This is a genomic window from Streptomyces sp. B93 (assembly GCF_018070565.1).
Lineage (GTDB): Bacteria > Actinomycetota > Actinomycetes > Streptomycetales > Streptomycetaceae > Streptomyces.
On sequence record NZ_JAGPXL010000006.1, the window covers coordinates 242,092 to 258,869 of the forward strand.

The following is a 16,778-nucleotide window of genomic DNA, read 5'->3' on the forward strand; positions in this document are numbered from 1 at the left end:
GATCGGGCCGGGACCGGCTTTATATCGGGCATACGAGGTTCTGTCGGGCTTCTCAGTGAGCACTCAGGGGACTCTCATCGTCGGGCGACAAGCTCATGGACATGACCGAGAGCCAGCGCCACAGCGAGCACGAGAACCCCTACCAGGGCCAGCCCTCCGCCGAGGACCGGAACGCCTTCCACCAGGCTGAGCGGAACGTCTCCTCTCCCGTGAACCCGGAGTGGCCGCCCCCTCCGGCGTACCAGCCCACCTCGCTCCTCACCGAGCCCGCCGCCCAGCCCACCCGGCGCAAGCGGCGCGCCCGCGGCCCGGTCGGTCTCCTCGCCGCCGTCGCCATCGTCGCCGCGGCCGTCGGCGGCGGCACGGCGTACGGCATCCAGGAGCTGACCGGCTCCGGCACCATGACCGCCACCGCTGGCACCGGCACCGGCACCAGCGTGGTGCCGTCCAGCAGCAAGGGCGACATCGCGGCGATCGCGGCGGCGGTCAGCCCGAGCATCGTCGAGATCAAGGCCACCTCCGGCAGCGGCGAGTCCACCGGCTCCGGCGTGATCATCACCAGCGACGGCGAGATCATCACCAACAACCACGTCATCTCCGGCGCCGGCGACATCAAGGTGACGACCAGCGACGGCAAGGAGTACAGCGCCCAGGTCGTCGGCACCGACAGCGGCAAGGACCTCGCGCTGATCAAGCTGGAGGACGCCTCCGGTCTGAAGGCGGCCTCGCTCGGCGACTCCGACGACGTCCAGGTCGGCGACACCGTCGTGGCGATCGGCTCCCCCGAGGGCCTCACGGGCACCGTCACCAGCGGCATCGTCTCCGCCCTCGACCGCGACGTCACCGTCTCCACCGACGAGGGGCAGCAACAGCAGCAGCCCGGCGGTGGCTGGCCGTTCGAGTTCGGCGGTCAGCAGTTCAACGGCGACACCGGCTCCTCCACGACGACGTACAAGGCGATCCAGACGGACGCGTCCCTGAACCCCGGCAACTCCGGCGGCGCGCTGATCGACATGAACGGCAACATCATCGGCATCAACTCGGCGATGTACTCGGCGGCGTCCACGTCGTCCGACGCGGGCAGCGTGGGCCTCGGCTTCGCGATCCCGGTCAACACGGTCGAGTCCGACCTGGACACCCTGCGCGCGGGCTCGACGGACTGACGACGGAGGAGCAACGGTCATGATCAACCAGGTCCACCACCCCCGTACCGCCCCCACCGCCACCGACCCGGCCGGATACGCCCTCGCCCTGGAAGTGGCCCACGAACTGCACGCCCCCCGCACCCGGGCCCCGGAGCTGGCCCCCGCGGCCCACCGCGGGCGCCCCGCCCGCCGCCGCACCCCCGCCCGCGCCTGACTCCCCGGGGCCCCGGGGTTCCGGGCTCCCGGGGGCGACCGCCCCCGCCCCCGACGCGACCATCTCCGCCCATGCGACGCTGAAGCAAGCAGTCACGCAAGCAAGCAAGCACGCACCACCCCCGTCCCTCCACCGCAGCCGAGGAACCCAGAGCCATGAGCCCCGCCGAAGGCGACCGTGACCCCCAGCGCATCCTCATCGTCGACGACGAGCCCGCGGTGCGCGAAGCACTCCAGCGCAGCCTCGCCTTCGAGGGCTACGACACCGAGGTCGCGGTCGACGGTGCCGACGCCCTGGAGAAAGCCGCCGCCTACCGGCCCGACCTGGTCGTCCTCGACATCCAGATGCCCCGCATGGACGGCCTCACCGCGGCCCGCCGCATCCGCGGCACCGGCGACACCACGCCCATCCTCATGCTCACGGCCCGTGACACCGTCGGCGACCGGGTGACCGGCCTGGACGCGGGCGCGGACGACTACCTCGTCAAGCCGTTCGAACTCGACGAACTCTTCGCCCGCATCCGGGCCCTGCTGCGCCGCAGCTCCTACGCGGCGGCCGTGCCGGGCACCGACCTGGAGGACGACACCCTCACCTTCGCGGACCTGCGCATGAACCTGGCCACGCGCGAGGTGGCACGAGGCGTCCGCCCCGTCGAACTGACCCGCACGGAGTTCACCCTGCTGGAGATGTTCATGGCCCACCCGCGCCAGGTCCTCACCCGCGAGCAGATCCTCAAGGCCGTCTGGGGCTTCGACTTCGAGCCCTCCTCGAACTCCCTCGACGTGTACGTCATGTACCTGCGCCGCAAGACCGAGGCCGGCGGCGAGCCCCGCCTCGTCCACACCGTGCGCGGCGTCGGATACGTCCTGCGCCAGGGCGGCACCGAGTGAACAGACTCCTGCGCCGTTTCCGCACCCTGCCCATCCGCTCCCGCCTGGCCCTGCTGGTGGCGGCGGCGGTGGCGTTCGCGGTGGCGGCGGTGTCGGTGACGTGCTGGTTCGTGGTACGGGGGAAGCTGTACGACGAGATCGACAACGACTTGCAGGAGTCGGTCCGCGCCTACCCCCGGGCCCAGGTCCTGGCGGCGCTGTCCACGTGCAGCCAGTCACCCGACACGTCCGTGTTCGGGCCCGGCACCGAGGGCTACATCCAGATCGTCAAGACGGACGGCAAGGCCTGCCTGCTCGGCCGCTCCGCGGGCACGGTGAAGGTCACCGACGCCGATGTGGCGGTCGCCGAGAACCCCCAGCCCGGTGAGGTCGCATTCCGCACCGGCCAGAACAGCGACGGCGCCCCGGTGCGGGTGCTGACCACGGCGGTCCTGGTCGAGGACCCGGACGGCCGGTATGTGGTCAACGACGCCGCCCTCGTCGTGGCCCTCTCCCTCAAGGGCACCGAGTCCACGCTGAACGAACTCGCCCTGCTCCTCCTCATCGTCTCCGGCATCGGCGTCGTGGGCGCGGGCGCCGCCGGTCTCGCCGTGGCCCGCGCGGGCCTGCGCCCCGTCGACAAGCTGACGGAGGCCGTGGAACACGTGGCCCGCACCGAGGACCTCACCATCCGCATCCCCGTCGAGGAGGACAGCGACGACGAGGTGGCCCGCCTCTCCCACTCCTTCAACTCGATGACGTCGGCCCTGGCCAGTTCCCGCGACCTCCAGCAGCAGCTGATCGCGGACGCGGGCCACGAACTGCGCACCCCGCTCACCTCCCTCCGTACGAACATCGAACTCCTCACCCGCAGCGAGGAGACCGGCCGCCCCCTCCCCGAGGCGGACCGCAAGGCCCTGCTGGCGTCGGTGAAGGCGCAGATGACGGAACTGGCGGCGCTGATCGGCGACTTGCAGGAGCTGTCCCGCCCCGACACCGGCCAGCACACGGAGGCCAAGGCCGGGGTGATCGCCTTCCACGACACCGTCGAGTCGGCCCTGCGCCGCGCCCGGCTGCGCGGCCCGGAGCTGACGATCACGGCGGACGTGCAGCCCTGGTACGTCCGCGCGGAGCCCTCCGCCCTGGAGCGGGCGATCGTCAACATCCTCGACAACGCGGTCAAGTTCAGCCCGGAGTCCGGCACGATCGACGTCCACCTGACCGACGGCACCCTCACCGTCCGCGACCACGGCCCCGGCATCCCCGCCGACGAACTCCCGCACGTCTTCGACCGCTTCTGGCGCTCCCCGTCCGCCCGCGCCCTCCCCGGCTCCGGCCTCGGCCTCTCCATCGTCGCCCGCACGGTCCAGCAGGCGGGCGGCGAGGTCTCCCTGCGCCCAGCGGAATCCGGCGGCACGATCGTCACGGTACGCCTGCCGGGCGCGCCGACCCCGCCGCCGGACGTTCCCTAGGCCGGGTCGGGTTCGGCGGTCAGCCGCCCTGGTAGATCGTGGTGCACACCAGCGTGGCGCCGTCGTCCACCAGGGCTGCCCAGTAGCGTGTCCGGTCGCCGGCCACCCGGAGGCAGTGGTTCGCGTTGGCGCCCGCCGGGGCGCGGTAGACGCCGGTGATGTGCATGATCTGGTTGTACGGGGCGGGCACCGGCTCGCGTCGGCAGGCCACGGCCGTCATCAGGCCGAGGGAGATCGCGTCGCCGGACTGCTGGCCGAGCATGCAGTAGGTGGCGTGGTAGACGCGGCTGAGGCAGAGCTGCGTGGTGTCGCCGGTGGTGGCGGACCGGTAGCTCCAGTACGACTTCCCGTAGCCGGTGGGGCAGGCCCTGTTGGTGGCGGTCACCTGCACCTGCGCCCGCCCGTCGGCGCAGGACACGGGGTCCGGCGGAACATCGGCGCTCCAGTCGATACTGGTGGTCCCACCGCGGCCCGTGTCGTAGACCGCCAGGCAGTGACCGGGCGAGATGGCCTTGAACGCCTCTTCGGTGGGGTCCGGAGTGGGTGTCGACGGCTCAGGGTCGGGCTCCTCGGTGTCCCCCTCACCGGTGTCGGGCCCATCGGGGGTGTCGACGGTCGGCGGAGGCGTGTACGGGGCCCGGCTGGGAGACGGAGGCATGTACGGGGACGCGCTGCTGGACGACGGGGACGGGTCGGCCAAGAGGTCCTTCAACTCCGCCGCGTTGCTCACGCCCAGCCAGGTCAGGATCGACAGCAGGGATGCGATTCCCCCGGCCAGTGCCCATAACCTGGCAGTACGGTGATCATCGGATGCGCCCGCCACATGCCCTCCCCGGCCAAGGCTCAGGCGATATTAGCGGTTCTGACACCACCGGGATCCGAACTCCGTCCATCCGAACCGGTCCTGCGCAGTGCATCGGCAACCCCACGCTCCACCGCGGCGACAACCGGGAGACGACTGCTCCCCTCACGGAACGGACCCGCGCATGAGTGACACCCGCAAACCCCGCCACCGCCGCAGGCGGACGACGCTCACGGCCGTCGCGGCCCTCACCGCCGGGACCCTCGCCTACGGCACGGACGGGGGCCTCTTCGGCGCCGACGCGCAGAGCAGCGCCGCCGCGGCCACCGCCGCCTGGGCCTCGGACACGGCCGACGGCTTCGCCTCCGTCAACTCACTCGGCCAGAACGGCACGTACGGCGGCCGGGGCGGCCAGACGGTCACCGTCCGGACCCTCGCGGACCTGGAGAAGTACGCCACGGCCTCCGAGCCGTACGTCATCGTCGTAGCGGGAACGATCAACATGGACCCGGTAGGCAAGGAGATAAAGGTCGCCTCCGACAAGACGATCATCGGCTCCGGCACCTCGGGCCACATCGTCGGCGGCGGCTTCTTCCTCGGCCAGGGCGTCCACAACGTGATCATCCGGAACCTGACCATCCGCGACAGCTACCAGGGCATCTGGAACGACAAGGACCACGACTACGACGCCGTCCAGATGGACGGCGCCCACCACGTGTGGATCGACCACAACGACCTGCGCCACATGGCCGACGGCCTGATCGACGTCCGCAAGGACAGCACCAACGTCACGGTCTCCTGGAACCGTATGAGCAACAACAACAAGACGTTCGGCATCGGCTGGACCGAGAACGTGCTCACCGACATCACGATCCACCACAACTGGATCCGCGAGACGGAACAGCGCAACCCCTCCACCGACAACTGCGCCCACGCCCACCTCTACAACAACTACCTGGAGGACACGGCGGGCACCGACATCACGTCCTCCTACGGCAACTACTCCCGCGGCCGGACGTCGATGCTCCTGGAGAACTCCTACTTCCAGGGCTTCAGGAACCCGGTCATCAAGGACAGCACCGCCTCCCTGGTCCAGCGCGGCAACGTCTTCTCCGGCACCAGCGGCCGCAACGAGAGCGGCGGCAGGGCCTTCGACCCGAAGACGTACTACGCCTACACACTCGACCAGGCATCAGAGGTCCCGTCCCTCCTGAAGTCCCAGGCAGGCCCACGCAGCACCCTGGGCACGACAGCCGCCCTCTCGGCGGCGGCCACCCTCACCGTCGCCAAGAACGGCTCGGCCCAGTTCTCCACGATCCAGGCGGCGGTGAACGCCGTACCGGCGAACAACACCACCCGCACGGTGATCTCCATCGCCCCCGGCACCTACCGCGAGACGGTCAAGGTCCCCTCCAACAAGCCGCACATCACCTTCCAGGGCACCGGCGCCAGCCGCAAGGACACGGAGATCGTCTACAACAACGCGGCGGGCACGCCCAAGCCCGACGGCTCCGGCACCTACGGCACCTCGGGCAGCGCCACGGTCGCCGTGGAGGCAGACGGCTTCCAGGCCCGCAACCTCACCATCACCAACGACTTCGACGAGGCCGCGAACCAGTCCCTCTCCGGCCATCAGGCGGTAGCCCTGCGCACGGCCGCCGACAAGGTCTTCCTCGACTCCCTGATCATCAACGGCGACCAGGACACCCTCCTCCTGGACACGGCCGCGAAGGACAAACCGGGCCGGGTCTACGTCACCAACTCCTACGTCACCGGCAACGTCGACTTCGTCTTCGGCCGCGCCACGGCAGTGATCGACCGCTCGGTCCTCACCCTGAAGAAACGCTGGAACGGCACCTCGGCGGGCTACCTCACGGCGCCCAGCACAGCCGCCAACCGCAAGGGCTTCCTGATCACCCGCTCGGCCGTCAACGGCGACGTCTCGGCCGCCTCCTTCTACCTGGGCCGCCCCTGGCACGCGGGCGGCGACGCCACCCTCGACCCCCAGACCACCGTCCGCGACACCACCCTCAGCGCGGCCGTCAAGTCCACCCCCTGGACCGACATGAGCGGCTTCTCCTGGAAGGACGACCGCTTCGCCGAGTACAACAACACGGGCCCCGGCGCAGGCCCCGCCTCCCCCGACCGCCCCATCCTGACCCCCACCCAGGCCGCCGACCAGGAAATCACAGACTGGCTAAGCGACTGGACACCTACGGCTTCCTGACCGCCTCCACGAACGCCCGCCAGCAGTCGGCCCCGAAGACCAACACCCCGGTCTCCGGCGCCTTGCTGTCGCGGACGGGGACTATGCCGGGGTGGAGGCCATCGGCTATTTCGATGCAGTCGTTGGCTCCGCCCTCGCTGTAACTCGACTTGCGCCAAACGGCCCTGCCGAGGTCGGGGGTAGGCATCATGATCTGTGCTCCTCCTGTGTTTCTCTGATGAACGCGAGCGAATCTGACGGAGACAGCGCCAGGTCGCGGAGCCGGTCGAAGGACGCTCGCTGCCGGAGAACGTCGTCCATATCATCGATCAGTCGGCTGCACCCGTTGCCTTCCTTGTAGGCAACGGCCGTTCCATTCCGCTGCCAGAGCAGGGTGAGCGACCCGGTCATGTGGTGATGCGCCCCCGCGGAGAACGGCAGCACCTGGAGCGCCACGTTGGGCCACTTCGCCGCGGCCACCAAGTGCAACAGTTGGTCCCGCCAGACCTCCGCGCGGGCGGCAGGCCGCCGCAGGGCGAACTCGTCCATGATGATCCGCACTTCGGGCTGGGGTTCCTGCCGCAGGACGTACTGCCGCCCGAGTCGAGCCGCCACCTGCTCCTCCACGGCCTCATCGCCGTCGGCCGTTGTCTGGCCGCCAGACAACACCCCACGAGCGAAATCCTCGGTCTGGAGAAGTCCGGGCACGCCAGGCGTGAACACCCAGATGACCCGTGCCGTCGCCTCCAGCTCCATGTACTCCTTGTACTGGTCCTTGAAGGCGTCGAGCCGCGCGGCCTTCCAGTGCCGAACCAGCAGGTCACTGGTGCCGTAGTAGGCGTCCAGGTCCTCCATGACCGTCATCTTGGACAGTCGCTCCCCCGACTCCAAGCGGCTCAGATAGCTCTTCTCGTACCCCGTCTCGTCGGCCAACTGCGCCAGAGACTTCCCACCCTTCTCCCGCAGGATCCTCAGCGTCTGACCGAGCATGGCCCGCCCGGAAACGGGCTCAGCGTCAACCCTCTCCGCCACGTCACCCCTCTCCGTTGTCTGGCGCCCCAGACAACGCTCAGCCCCTTCCGCAGCGTACGCGGCTGCTGTGACGATCAGGGCACGAACGGTAATCACCGCTCGTCAACCCCCTGCCCAGCTGCGGAGAACCACCATGCACGCACGCCCACCCGGATTCCGCGAGACGCTGCTCATGCTGCTCACGCGGATGCTCTTCCCCGCCCGGGGCAGCCACCGAGCGGCCCGGCGACGCCCCTCGTCACCGCCGCTCCCACCGCCCCCACCGCCCACCCACCCCGATTCCACCTACTGGTACGACACCCCGCTGGTACGCCCGTACCTCCGCAGCCACGAGATGGGGGCCTCCGCATGACGAACGGACTACGCCTCCTCCCCTGGACCACCCCCGAGGGCAAGCCCTGCTACCTGAGCACCGACACGAACGACAGCCTGCTCTCCCGCCTCGCGGACGACGTGGAGGAGGCGCAGCTCGCCACAGGGGAACAGGTCTGCGCGGGCGCCAGGGCGGTGCTCGCCGACGCCAAGGCCGGAGAGCGGGCCGTCCGTTTCGCCCTCACCAGGGCCGTGGAGTCACTGGGCGAAGCCCTCCGCATCGCAGTCAGCCGCGGCGGCCGTCTGCCGGACGGTCAGGATCAGGATCCGTGACGACCACCCGGTTCACCTGGCGCACCGCTCCCACCCCGTAACGACGACATCACCAGCCGCCCGTACCTCGTCGTCAGGGCTCCCCCCGTGACCACGACGGACAGACCGAGCGCGAGGAGCAGATGGGACACCGAGTGGTCGTCGAGGACCTGGAGAATCCCGAGGGCGGTGCCGAGAGGCAGGCCGAGGATGGTGAGGACGCCGAGCGCGCCGCTGATCTGCTGGCTCTCCTGGGTCTGGACGAGTCTGCTGTAGTCGGCGGCCTCCGCGAGGATCTCCCCGAAGCGCGCCGGGAGCCGGTGTTGTTCCTGGTAAGCGAGCAGCAGGTCGTTCGCCGGGCCGTGGGCCGTGAGGTGCTGTCGCCAGTACGTGCTGCGGAAGACGGCGATGTTCCGCTCCAGGGCGGCGACGCGCCGGGCGATCCGGGCAGAGTCGAAGACCTCGGAGAGTTCATCGGTGAGTTCGTCGATGCGGTCACGCTGAAGGGTGCCCAGGAGTAGGGCGTCGAGGTAGACGCTGCGGAAATGCCGTGCCCCGAAGTCGAAGAAGTCGCCCTCACCGTTGTCGGCGCGATGTCCGAGGAAGGCGGCGCCCTGCCGGAGGACAAGGGCGCTCCAGTCCGCGGAGATGCGTATCACGTCCCTGAGGAGACGGCCCGTTACCTCAGGTGGCAGTGGAAAGTCCGCCGGCGTGGAACAGGACGCCAACTGCCACAGCCACTGGTCCGCACTGCCGGGCAGCTGACCATCCGGCCCGGTACGGAGCGCGGGAACGTGCTGTGCCGTCGGCGTCATGAAGGCGATCGTGTAGGGGCGAGCGAGAGTGGACGGGGCCTCCGGGTCTGGAGCCTCGGCGATGCCCGCGAACAGCGTGGCAGGGGCGAAAGGACCAGTGAGCGGTGTCCCGGCCCCGTCCGGGCGTCGTCCGGCCAGTGCTCGAAGCACCGGCAGCAGGGGCACCTCGACACTGAAGTGGAGGACGGCGAGGGCCTGCCGGGCTCGGGATGTGACGGCGGTCTGGAGCACTTCCATGCCGAGCAGGCGCAGCCCGTCCCGCTCGACGTCCACCGGCCGGTGCCAACGCCGGGGGCGGCGCGGCGTCCCGTAGAGGGTTCGGGCAGAGGCGGGCGTGAAGTAGGTCGACCGGGTCTCGGTGTCCGTGCGCCGTGCTCCGAGTTGGAACGGGAAGGGGCCCTCGGTCCAGTCAGTCACGTCCGGCGCCTGACGGAGGAGCCGGACGGGCAGGATGACGGACAGCTCCTGACGAGCACCGACCGTGTCGCTCAAGTTCCAGTGGTCATCGCTCACTGGTAGTACTCGGCCGGATCGGGCTGATCAAGCCGGATGACGAACTCGGCCAGATCGGGACTCTGGGCGGAGATGTGGAAGCGGACGCGTTCACCTGTGCGGATGGTCCGGAACCCTTCGGTCACGATCTGGCGGTAGTCGAAGCTGTAGTACCGCCCGTCCTCGTCGTCCCGCACGATGAACGACCCCACGGAACCGTTCAGCCCTCCGCCGCTCGGCCGTCTGTCCACGATAACCCCGTTCCGCGGCCCGCTACCGCGCCTCGTCCCCTCACTCTTTCCGTTCACGAGGCACCCTCCAGGTCCTGGACGCACCGGAAACCGACCGCGTTACTCGCGCCGCGTTTGCGGTAAATGCCCTTGGTGCTGGCCTGCATCGCACGCATCGGATTGTCGTAGCTGCCGCCGCAGATGACGGCCTCTCCGGGGTCGGCCGGACTGGTGGAGGTCCACTCCCAGCAGTTGCCCACCATGTCCACGACGCCGAACGGAGAACGGTTCGTGGGCCGCTCACCCACGGGAGTCGTTCCCGCCCGGCGCAGGGCGTCGTGCGCGAACTCCCGCTGCCACGCCTGGAAGGTGATCACGGGGCGGCCCACCCAGGTGTCGGCGCAGTTGACCCGGTCACCGTCGGCCGTGTCACCCCAGGGAAAGAGCCTGCCATCGGCGCCGCGGGCCGCCGACTCCCATTCGAGGGCCGTCGGCAGACGCTTGCCCTCGAACGCGGCGAAGGCGTAGGCGCTCCACCAGCTGACGCACGTCGCCGGGTGGGCGTCGTAGCGCGGATTCTCGTAGTAGTCGCTGTGCCGCATACGGTCGGTCCAGGGCCAATGCGAGAAGCCGTCAGGTTGGCCGGGGTGATCCCACCTTGAGGTGCCATCGCCCTCCAGGGCTTCCAGGAACCGCCGGTATCGGGCCACGGTAACCGCATGGCGGTCGAAGCGGACGGCACGCGTGACGCGTCGGATGAGCAGCCGCTCGGCCGGACCGACCAGATACGCGCCAGCGGGCAGCACGCAGTCGTCCGCGCCCTCCGGCGCCTCGGGACCGCTGGAGACGTGCACGAGGAAGGCCCGCACCTGCTCGGTGAGGAAGGCTCCGCCCGGGAGGTCGGCGGCGGAGTCTCGGTGGGCGGGGTTCATCAGGTACCGCGCTGCAAGCAGTTCCTGGTAGGCCGTGTGCACGAAGGCGACCTGATCGCATCCGGCCGGACGGAACAGAGGGGCGAGTACGCAAGCCTCCAGGTCGAGGCGCCCGTTCGCGAACGCGTCAGCGCCCAGCAACCGGTGCAGGTCGAGCAGTGAGAAAACGGTCCGGTCGGCGAGGAAAGCCCGCCCGAAGGCTTCTGGCAGCCGCTCCTCCAACTCCGGCTGCCCCCGCTCGGCGAGCGTCCGGACGACATGCGTCCCGAGCACGTCCGCCAGCGGCTGCCCGGACGGGATGTCGAGAACCGCCGTGAGGCGTTTCTCCAGCGGTGTGGCCTCCGGTTCGGCAAGGCGTACGACGTGGAAATGCGGAACGCGCGAGGGGTCTATGCCGTTGGCGTACATCTGTTCTACGAGCTGTTCCGAACGGCCGGCGCCGCTGTCCAGGAGCTGCCGCACCTGCGGGGAGTCCGCGAGGAAGGCCACCCGCGAGCTGATCACCACCGCCGACTCGGCGGACAGCACTGCGGCGAGTTCGCTGAACAGCCGCAGGAACCCGGCCGGACTGGGCTCGTCCACCGCCTCGTCCACGGCGTCCAGCACGCACAGGGCCGCGCCGGAGCGGATCAGATACAGGAACAGGTCGTACGCCCGCGATCGCTCCGACGCCATGGCCGGGGCGAGCAGCCGGGCTGCGTACTCGGCAAACGGCTCGTTCTTCGGTTTGAGCCCGAGATCGAAGTAAAACCGGAAGCGGCGCAGCGCGGGATCGGTCGCGAGTGACCGCAGGAGGGTGCTCTTGCCACTGCCGGGCCGCCCGGTCACCAGCACGTTCGCGCTGCCGCCCACGAGGCTCGCCAGCAACTCCGCCGCATCGCCCGAGTGCTCAACCCGCGACTCGCCGGTACGGGGATCGGTGGTGAGCACCGCCGCCGCAAGGGGTCCCATACGTGCTTCCGCACCGACGGAGGCGAGGGCCGTGAGGTGTGCGTCGACGTCGACGATGGTGTCGACCAAACCGTCGTACGACACGATCCGGACGTCGAGCCCCAGCATCTGGTGCAGGTTCCGACGGTCCGGGCGGTGGTCACTGCCGCCATGCCCGTCCGGTTCCTCACCGTGCCCGTCCAGCACGACGAACCGGGTCAGCTTCGGTAAGCGAGTGCGCAGCAGTTCGCCGTCGCCGGTGGCGAGGACGGTCCGCAGATCGTCCGCGTCCCGGGAGATCAGCAGCTCCACATACTCGAGACGGATGCCGGACTCGCGGCAGAAGAGGTGGTACACGGTGTCGGGGCTGAGGACGAACCGCTTGGCCTGGCGGTAACCGAGGGTTACATACAGTCCGGCCAGGAACTCGCTCCGTCGGACCACCTCGGGCGCCATGTCCGGCTCCCCGCCGAGGAGCGCCGCACTGCCGGTGTCGGTGAACCAGACCAGGACGTCCACCAGGCGCCGTACAGCCATGAGGCCGTCCTCGTCACTGATGTCGTACCCGTCGTGCGTGGAGCGGTTGCGCAGCCTGCGGATGTCGTCGAGCGCGTCGAGGACAGTGCTGCTACGGATGTAGGGGCGGCAGCGCTTCACAAGATCGTTCAGGGCCTTCGTCGCCGGGTCGCCCTCGACACCATGGTGACGCCACAGTTCCTTCAGCAGCTTTTCGGTCAGCTTGCCGACCAGCGCTACGGCGTTCTCCGGATAGCCGTCGTTCAGGGAGCGAAGCGGCCGCTCCAGGTCAAGGCCCAGACGTTCGGCGATCCGGGAGTGGTCGTCAAGCTCACTACGCAGCCGCTGGAGCCGTTCGTCAACGACGCTGCTCATCGGCCCTCGCCCCGCCGCTCCCCGAGAACGAACGCGAACCGGTCGGGAAACGTCAGCACGGCCTCCGGATGTGCCGCTCGCATCTCCTCGAGACCGCCTTCCATTTCGCCGTCGCTGAATGTGGAGAGCAGTGACATGTAGCGGGCGCGAACCATCCTCAGGTACCGCTCCTTGTCGATGCGCAGCTCGTGCTCGACGTAACCGAGATCCGCTTCGAGACCGGCTGCGCGCAGGTGCTCCACGATGTCGGCCGGGTCGGGCTGCAACTCCTCGAACCGATCCAGCGCGGCCTGGAACAGCGGGTATTGGATGGTGGTCGGCAGCATCACCACCAATAGCCGTCCGCCGGGCGCCAGCCAGTCCGCCAGCCCGCGCAAGGTGCCTGCCTGATCGGCCAGGTGGTGCACCGATTCCTTCATGAACACGGCATCGAGCTGGTCATAAGGCAGCGTGACCCGGCGCTCCGCGACGTCCTCCGCAGAAGCGAGGAGGGGCGTCAACGTATCTGGTGACGGAGCGATTTGGCTCAGCATCGCCTGCGACGGGTCGACGCACAGGATCGGCTGCCGCGGCCGAACCTGCCGGGCAATCTCCTGCGCGAAGAGTCCCGTGCCCGTTCCTATGTCGGCGACGCGGTCACCGACGCCGAGGCGCAGCGCCTCAGCGATCCTCGCGGACATCCAGGGCACGTACTCCGGCCGGTAGACCCACAGTTCGTCGTACTCACCCGCGAGCGCCTCATAGTGCGCTCCCGTGTCGCTCCGCTGCCTCACGGTCCCCCTGCCACCGTCTCCGCCACCGGACCCCGTCATCCGACACGCTGACAGGACCCATCGGCGACGATATCGCGGTGCATGTTGCCTCAACAGTGCTGATTACGTCGGCCGGTGGGCCACGACCCGCCACGCTGAGCCCGGCCGGAGACGACTGCGGGGGCCCTGGGCGGAAACCCCGGACCCCCGCAGCTGAATGACTGTCGAACCCCAGTCAGGCTCCCTACCGGACGATGGTGATCCGGTCAGCCGCCGGAGGCGCGATCGGGGACGTCGGCGAGGAGTTCGCCAGCAGGTACTGCTCCAGGGCCGTCAGGTCGTCCGCGCCGACGAGGTCGTTGCCGCCCTCGCCCAGCGTGGTGAAGCCGTCGCCGCCGCCCGCGAGGAAGCTGTTGGTGGCGACGCGGTAGGTGGCCGTCAGGTCGATCGGGGCACCGTCGAGACGGATGGAGTCGGTGACGACACGGTCGGCACCGGTCTTGGTCAGGTCCAGCGTGTACGTGAGGCCCGAGGAGATCTGGAGGATCTTCGGGGCGGCCTCGTTGGCGCCGGTGACCTGCTCCTTCAGCACCTGCACCAGCTGCGCGCCGGTGAAGTCCTGGAGGTTGACGGTGTTGGCGAACGGCTGGACCGTGAAGCCCTCCGCGTACGTCACCACGCCGTCGCCCTCGTCGCCCTTGGCCGCGTACGTCAGGGGCGCGCGGATGCCGCCGGGGTTCATCAGGGCGAGGTCGGTCTCCGGGTCCAGCTGCTTGCCGTACGTGAACTGCGCGTCGGCGATCAGGTCGCCGAGCGGGGACTCGGTGCCGGTGCTGGGGATGTCGGCGGAGATGTAGCCGATCGCGCGGTTGCCGATGGGCGCGGCGAGGGTGTTCCACTTGCTGATCAGCTCGGTCATGTCGGGCGCCTTGGCGACGTCCCGGGTGACCACGTGGTTCGCGGACTTCACGGCCGTACGCGCGATGTCACCCGTGCGGCGGTCGTAGGTCAGCGTGGTGTCGGTGTAGAGGCGGCCGAAGGACGCGGCCGAGGTGACCGTGCGCGGGTTGCCCGCCGGGTCGGGGATGGTGCAGGCGTACGCGTTGTGCGTGTGGCCGGTGACCAGCGCGTCCACCTGCGGGGTGATGTTCTTGGCGATGTCGACGATCGGGCCGGAGACGCCGTCGCCCGCGCCGGGGGAGTCACAGTCGTAGTTGTACGCCGACGAGGCGGGGAAGCCGCCCTCGTGGATCAGCGCGACGATCGACTTCACGCCCTGCTTCTGAAGCACCTTGGCGTACTTGTTGATCGTCTCGACCTCGTCCTTGAAGGTGAGGCCCTTGACGCCGTCGGCGGAGACGATGTTCGGGGTGGCCTCCAGGGTCACGCCGATGAAGCCGATCTTGACGTCCTTCTTCTTCCACACCCAGTACGGCTTCAGGATGGGCTTGCCGGTCTTCTCGTCGAGGACGTTCGCCGCCAGGTAGGGGAAGTCGGCGCCCGCGAAGCCCTCGCCGGTGTAGCAGCCCTCGGTCGGGTGGCAGCCGCCGTTCTGGAGGCGGGCCAGTTCCCGGGCACCCTCGTCGAACTCGTGGTTGCCGACGCTGGTGACGTCCAGGTCCAGCTTGTTCAGCGCCTCGATGGTGGGCTCGTCGTGGAAGAGACCCGAGATGAGAGGAGAAGCGCCGACCATGTCACCACCGGCCGCGGTGATCGAGTACTTGTTCCCCTCCCGAGCCTGCCGCAGATGGGTCGCCAGGTACTCGACGCCGCCCGCGTCGACGGTCGTGGTCGTACCGTCCTCGTTCAGGTGGGTGACCCGGCCGGACGAGCCGGTCGGGGGCTCCAGGTTGCCGTGCAGGTCGTTGAAGGACAGCAGCTGAACGTCCTGGTAGCGGCTGTCCTTGCCGGACTTGCCCTTCTCACCGGCGGACGCGGTCGACGGCAGAGCGGCCGCCAGCGCGCCGACGGTCGCGATGCTTGCGGTGGCCACGAGAAGCCGGTACGTCCGGCTTCTGCGGCGCCTGTTCGGCTGGGATGTGGCTGGCATGCGCCCCCCTGTGGGTCATGTGAGGCCTTGGGCTGAACGCCCGCAGCCTAGAGTCAACGCGCGTAGCGCGACAGGGGGTTCATGGTTACATCCTGGTTTCCCTTTGCCCCCGCCCCCCGTCCCCCTCCCTTTACCCTCATAGGCATGACCAGCGACGACATCGCCCGGCCCGGCCACTCCCGCTCCATCGACACCCTCACCGCGCTCACCCCGGAGCAGACCGAGGCCGTACTCGACCTGCTCGCCGAGGCCGCCCGCGACGACGGCCAGCAGGCGGTGTCCGAACAGGGCCGACTGGCACTGCGCGGCGGCCCCCGCGAGGGCGTCTCCCACTTCCTCCTCACCGTCGACGGCCAACTCCTCGGCTACGCCCAGCTGGAGGACACCGACTCCGTGGAGGCCCCCGCCGCGGAACTGGTGATCCACCCCTCCCACCGCGGCAACGGCCACGGCCGCGCCCTCGGCTCCGCCCTCCTCGCCGCCTCCGGCAAACGGCTGCGCGTGTGGGCCCACGGCGGCCACTCCGCCGCCCGGCACCTCGCCCAGGTCCTCGGCCTCACCCTCTTCCGCAAACTGCGCCAGATGCGCCGACCCCTGTCCGGCCTCGAACTCCCCGACCCCGTCCTCCCCGCCGACGTGACGGTACGGACCTTCGTCCCCGGCCAGGACGACACCGCCTGGCTCGCCGTCAACGCCGCCGCCTTCGCCCACCACCCGGAACAGGGCTCCCTCACCCAGCGCGACCTCGACGACCGCAAGGCCGAGCCCTGGTTCGACCCCGCGGGCTTCTTCCTCGCCTTCCGCGGCGACGACCTCGTCGGCTTCCACTGGACCAAGGTCCACGCCGAGGACCAGCTCGGCGAGGTCTACGTCCTCGGCGTCGCCCCCGGCACCCAGGGAGGCGGCCTCGGCAAGTCCCTCACCACGATCGGGCTTCGCCACCTCGCGGCGCAGGGGCTGCCCACGGCGATGCTCTACGTCGACGCCGACAACAAGGCGGCGGTGGCCGTGTACGAACGCCTGGGCTTCGCGACGTACGAGGTCGACCTGATGTACCGCACGGAGACGTGACGCCCACGGCCCCCTCTCCAGCGCGGGGCCACCCCAGCGGCACGACTGCCCGCAGCGGGGACGAACGCGGCCCCGCTGCCGGGTTGGGCACCGCGCCAGCGGAGCAGTTGCTCGCCAGCCAAGCGGGCGACGAGCCGCAGTCGCCGTACGACGGAAGGGGACGTGTCGGGGGGTGTCCGCCCGCAGTGGTTCGCGCGGAAAACCCCGGTAAGGACCCAGTTGGCAGCCCGCGCGGTTCCGAGGACGGACAC

At 69.6% G+C, this 16,778-nt stretch carries 16 protein-coding genes; 8 read left to right on the plus strand and 8 right to left on the minus strand.

The window, feature by feature from the left end; genetic code table 11:
• Window positions 1–95 precede the first annotated feature (95 nt).
• The 4 genes from KBY47_RS08815 to KBY47_RS08830 all read left to right on the plus strand — a co-directional run bounded on the left by KBY47_RS08815 (window position 96) and on the right by KBY47_RS08830 (window position 3,700).
• On the plus strand, window positions 96–1,163 hold the full coding sequence (locus tag KBY47_RS08815) for a S1C family serine protease (RefSeq protein ID WP_374103061.1): 1,068 nt from the start codon (window positions 96–98) through the stop codon (window positions 1,161–1,163).
• Window positions 1,164–1,182: 19 nt separating this feature from the next.
• A complete protein-coding gene (locus KBY47_RS08820) occupies window positions 1,183–1,359 on the plus strand; it encodes a hypothetical protein (RefSeq protein ID WP_210920405.1) in 177 nt (58 codons plus the stop codon).
• A gap of 155 nt (window positions 1,360–1,514) precedes the next feature.
• A complete protein-coding gene (locus KBY47_RS08825; RefSeq protein WP_210920406.1) occupies window positions 1,515–2,249 on the plus strand; it encodes a response regulator transcription factor in 735 nt (244 codons plus the stop codon).
• Window positions 2,246–3,700 carry a HAMP domain-containing sensor histidine kinase gene (locus KBY47_RS08830; RefSeq protein WP_210920407.1) on the plus strand — a complete coding sequence of 485 codons (1,455 nt, stop codon included), beginning with the start codon at window positions 2,246–2,248 and terminating at the stop codon, window positions 3,698–3,700. Before KBY47_RS08825 ends, KBY47_RS08830 begins: the two co-directional genes overlap by 4 nt.
• 19 nt (window positions 3,701–3,719) lie before the next feature.
• Here the strand turns inward: KBY47_RS08830 and KBY47_RS08835 are convergent, their stop codons facing one another.
• Window positions 3,720–4,430: a hypothetical protein gene (locus KBY47_RS08835; RefSeq protein ID WP_210920408.1), complete on the minus strand. Its 711-nt coding sequence runs from the start codon at window positions 4,428–4,430 to the stop codon at window positions 3,720–3,722.
• A gap of 256 nt (window positions 4,431–4,686) precedes the next feature.
• Here KBY47_RS08835 and KBY47_RS08840 point away from each other — a divergent pair, with 256 nt between their 5' ends.
• Window positions 4,687–6,729: a pectinesterase family protein gene (locus KBY47_RS08840; protein ID WP_210920409.1), complete on the plus strand. Its 2,043-nt coding sequence runs from the start codon at window positions 4,687–4,689 to the stop codon at window positions 6,727–6,729.
• Here the strand turns inward: KBY47_RS08840 and KBY47_RS08845 are convergent.
• Window positions 6,716–6,919 (minus strand): DUF397 domain-containing protein, encoded by a 204-nt coding sequence (locus KBY47_RS08845; protein ID WP_210920410.1) that lies wholly within the window; start codon window positions 6,917–6,919, stop codon window positions 6,716–6,718. The two genes, KBY47_RS08840 and KBY47_RS08845, sit on opposite strands and share 14 nt — an antisense overlap.
• Window positions 6,916–7,740 (minus strand): helix-turn-helix transcriptional regulator, encoded by an 825-nt coding sequence (locus tag KBY47_RS08850; protein WP_210920441.1) that lies wholly within the window; start codon window positions 7,738–7,740, stop codon window positions 6,916–6,918. The genes KBY47_RS08845 and KBY47_RS08850 overlap by 4 nt, the downstream gene beginning before the upstream one ends.
• A 133-nt stretch (window positions 7,741–7,873) precedes the next feature.
• Here KBY47_RS08850 and KBY47_RS08855 point away from each other — a divergent pair, with 133 nt between their 5' ends.
• Both KBY47_RS08855 and KBY47_RS08860 read left to right on the plus strand, forming a co-directional pair.
• Window positions 7,874–8,092: a hypothetical protein gene (locus tag KBY47_RS08855; protein ID WP_210920411.1), complete on the plus strand. Its 219-nt coding sequence runs from the start codon at window positions 7,874–7,876 to the stop codon at window positions 8,090–8,092.
• On the plus strand, window positions 8,089–8,385 hold the full coding sequence (locus KBY47_RS08860) for a hypothetical protein (RefSeq protein WP_210920412.1): 297 nt from the start codon (window positions 8,089–8,091) through the stop codon (window positions 8,383–8,385). Before KBY47_RS08855 ends, KBY47_RS08860 begins: the two co-directional genes overlap by 4 nt.
• Here KBY47_RS08860 and KBY47_RS08865 read toward each other — a convergent pair.
• The 5 genes from KBY47_RS08865 to KBY47_RS08885 all read right to left on the minus strand — a co-directional run bounded on the left by KBY47_RS08865 (window position 8,373) and on the right by KBY47_RS08885 (window position 15,456).
• Window positions 8,373–9,671 carry a hypothetical protein gene (locus KBY47_RS08865; protein WP_247694393.1) on the minus strand — a complete coding sequence of 433 codons (1,299 nt, stop codon included), beginning with the start codon at window positions 9,669–9,671 and terminating at the stop codon, window positions 8,373–8,375. The two genes, KBY47_RS08860 and KBY47_RS08865, sit on opposite strands and share 13 nt — an antisense overlap.
• 17 nt (window positions 9,672–9,688) lie before the next feature.
• Window positions 9,689–9,883 carry a hypothetical protein gene (locus KBY47_RS08870; protein ID WP_247694394.1) on the minus strand — a complete coding sequence of 65 codons (195 nt, stop codon included), beginning with the start codon at window positions 9,881–9,883 and terminating at the stop codon, window positions 9,689–9,691.
• Between the two features lie 92 nt (window positions 9,884–9,975).
• Entirely contained in the window at window positions 9,976–12,654 is a 2,679-nt protein-coding gene (locus KBY47_RS08875; RefSeq protein WP_210920415.1) for an SUMF1/EgtB/PvdO family nonheme iron enzyme, read from the minus strand.
• Window positions 12,651–13,427 carry a methyltransferase gene (locus KBY47_RS08880; RefSeq protein ID WP_308405091.1) on the minus strand — a complete coding sequence of 259 codons (777 nt, stop codon included), beginning with the start codon at window positions 13,425–13,427 and terminating at the stop codon, window positions 12,651–12,653. The genes KBY47_RS08875 and KBY47_RS08880 overlap by 4 nt, the downstream gene beginning before the upstream one ends.
• A 223-nt stretch (window positions 13,428–13,650) precedes the next feature.
• Window positions 13,651–15,456, minus strand: coding sequence for a bifunctional UDP-sugar hydrolase/5'-nucleotidase (locus KBY47_RS08885; protein ID WP_210920417.1), 1,806 nt, complete (start codon window positions 15,454–15,456; stop codon window positions 13,651–13,653).
• A gap of 144 nt (window positions 15,457–15,600) precedes the next feature.
• Between KBY47_RS08885 and mshD the strand changes: the two genes are divergently transcribed.
• On the plus strand, window positions 15,601–16,527 hold the full coding sequence (gene mshD / locus KBY47_RS08890; protein ID WP_210920418.1) for a mycothiol synthase: 927 nt from the start codon (window positions 15,601–15,603) through the stop codon (window positions 16,525–16,527).
• Window positions 16,528–16,778: the final 251 nt, after the last annotated feature.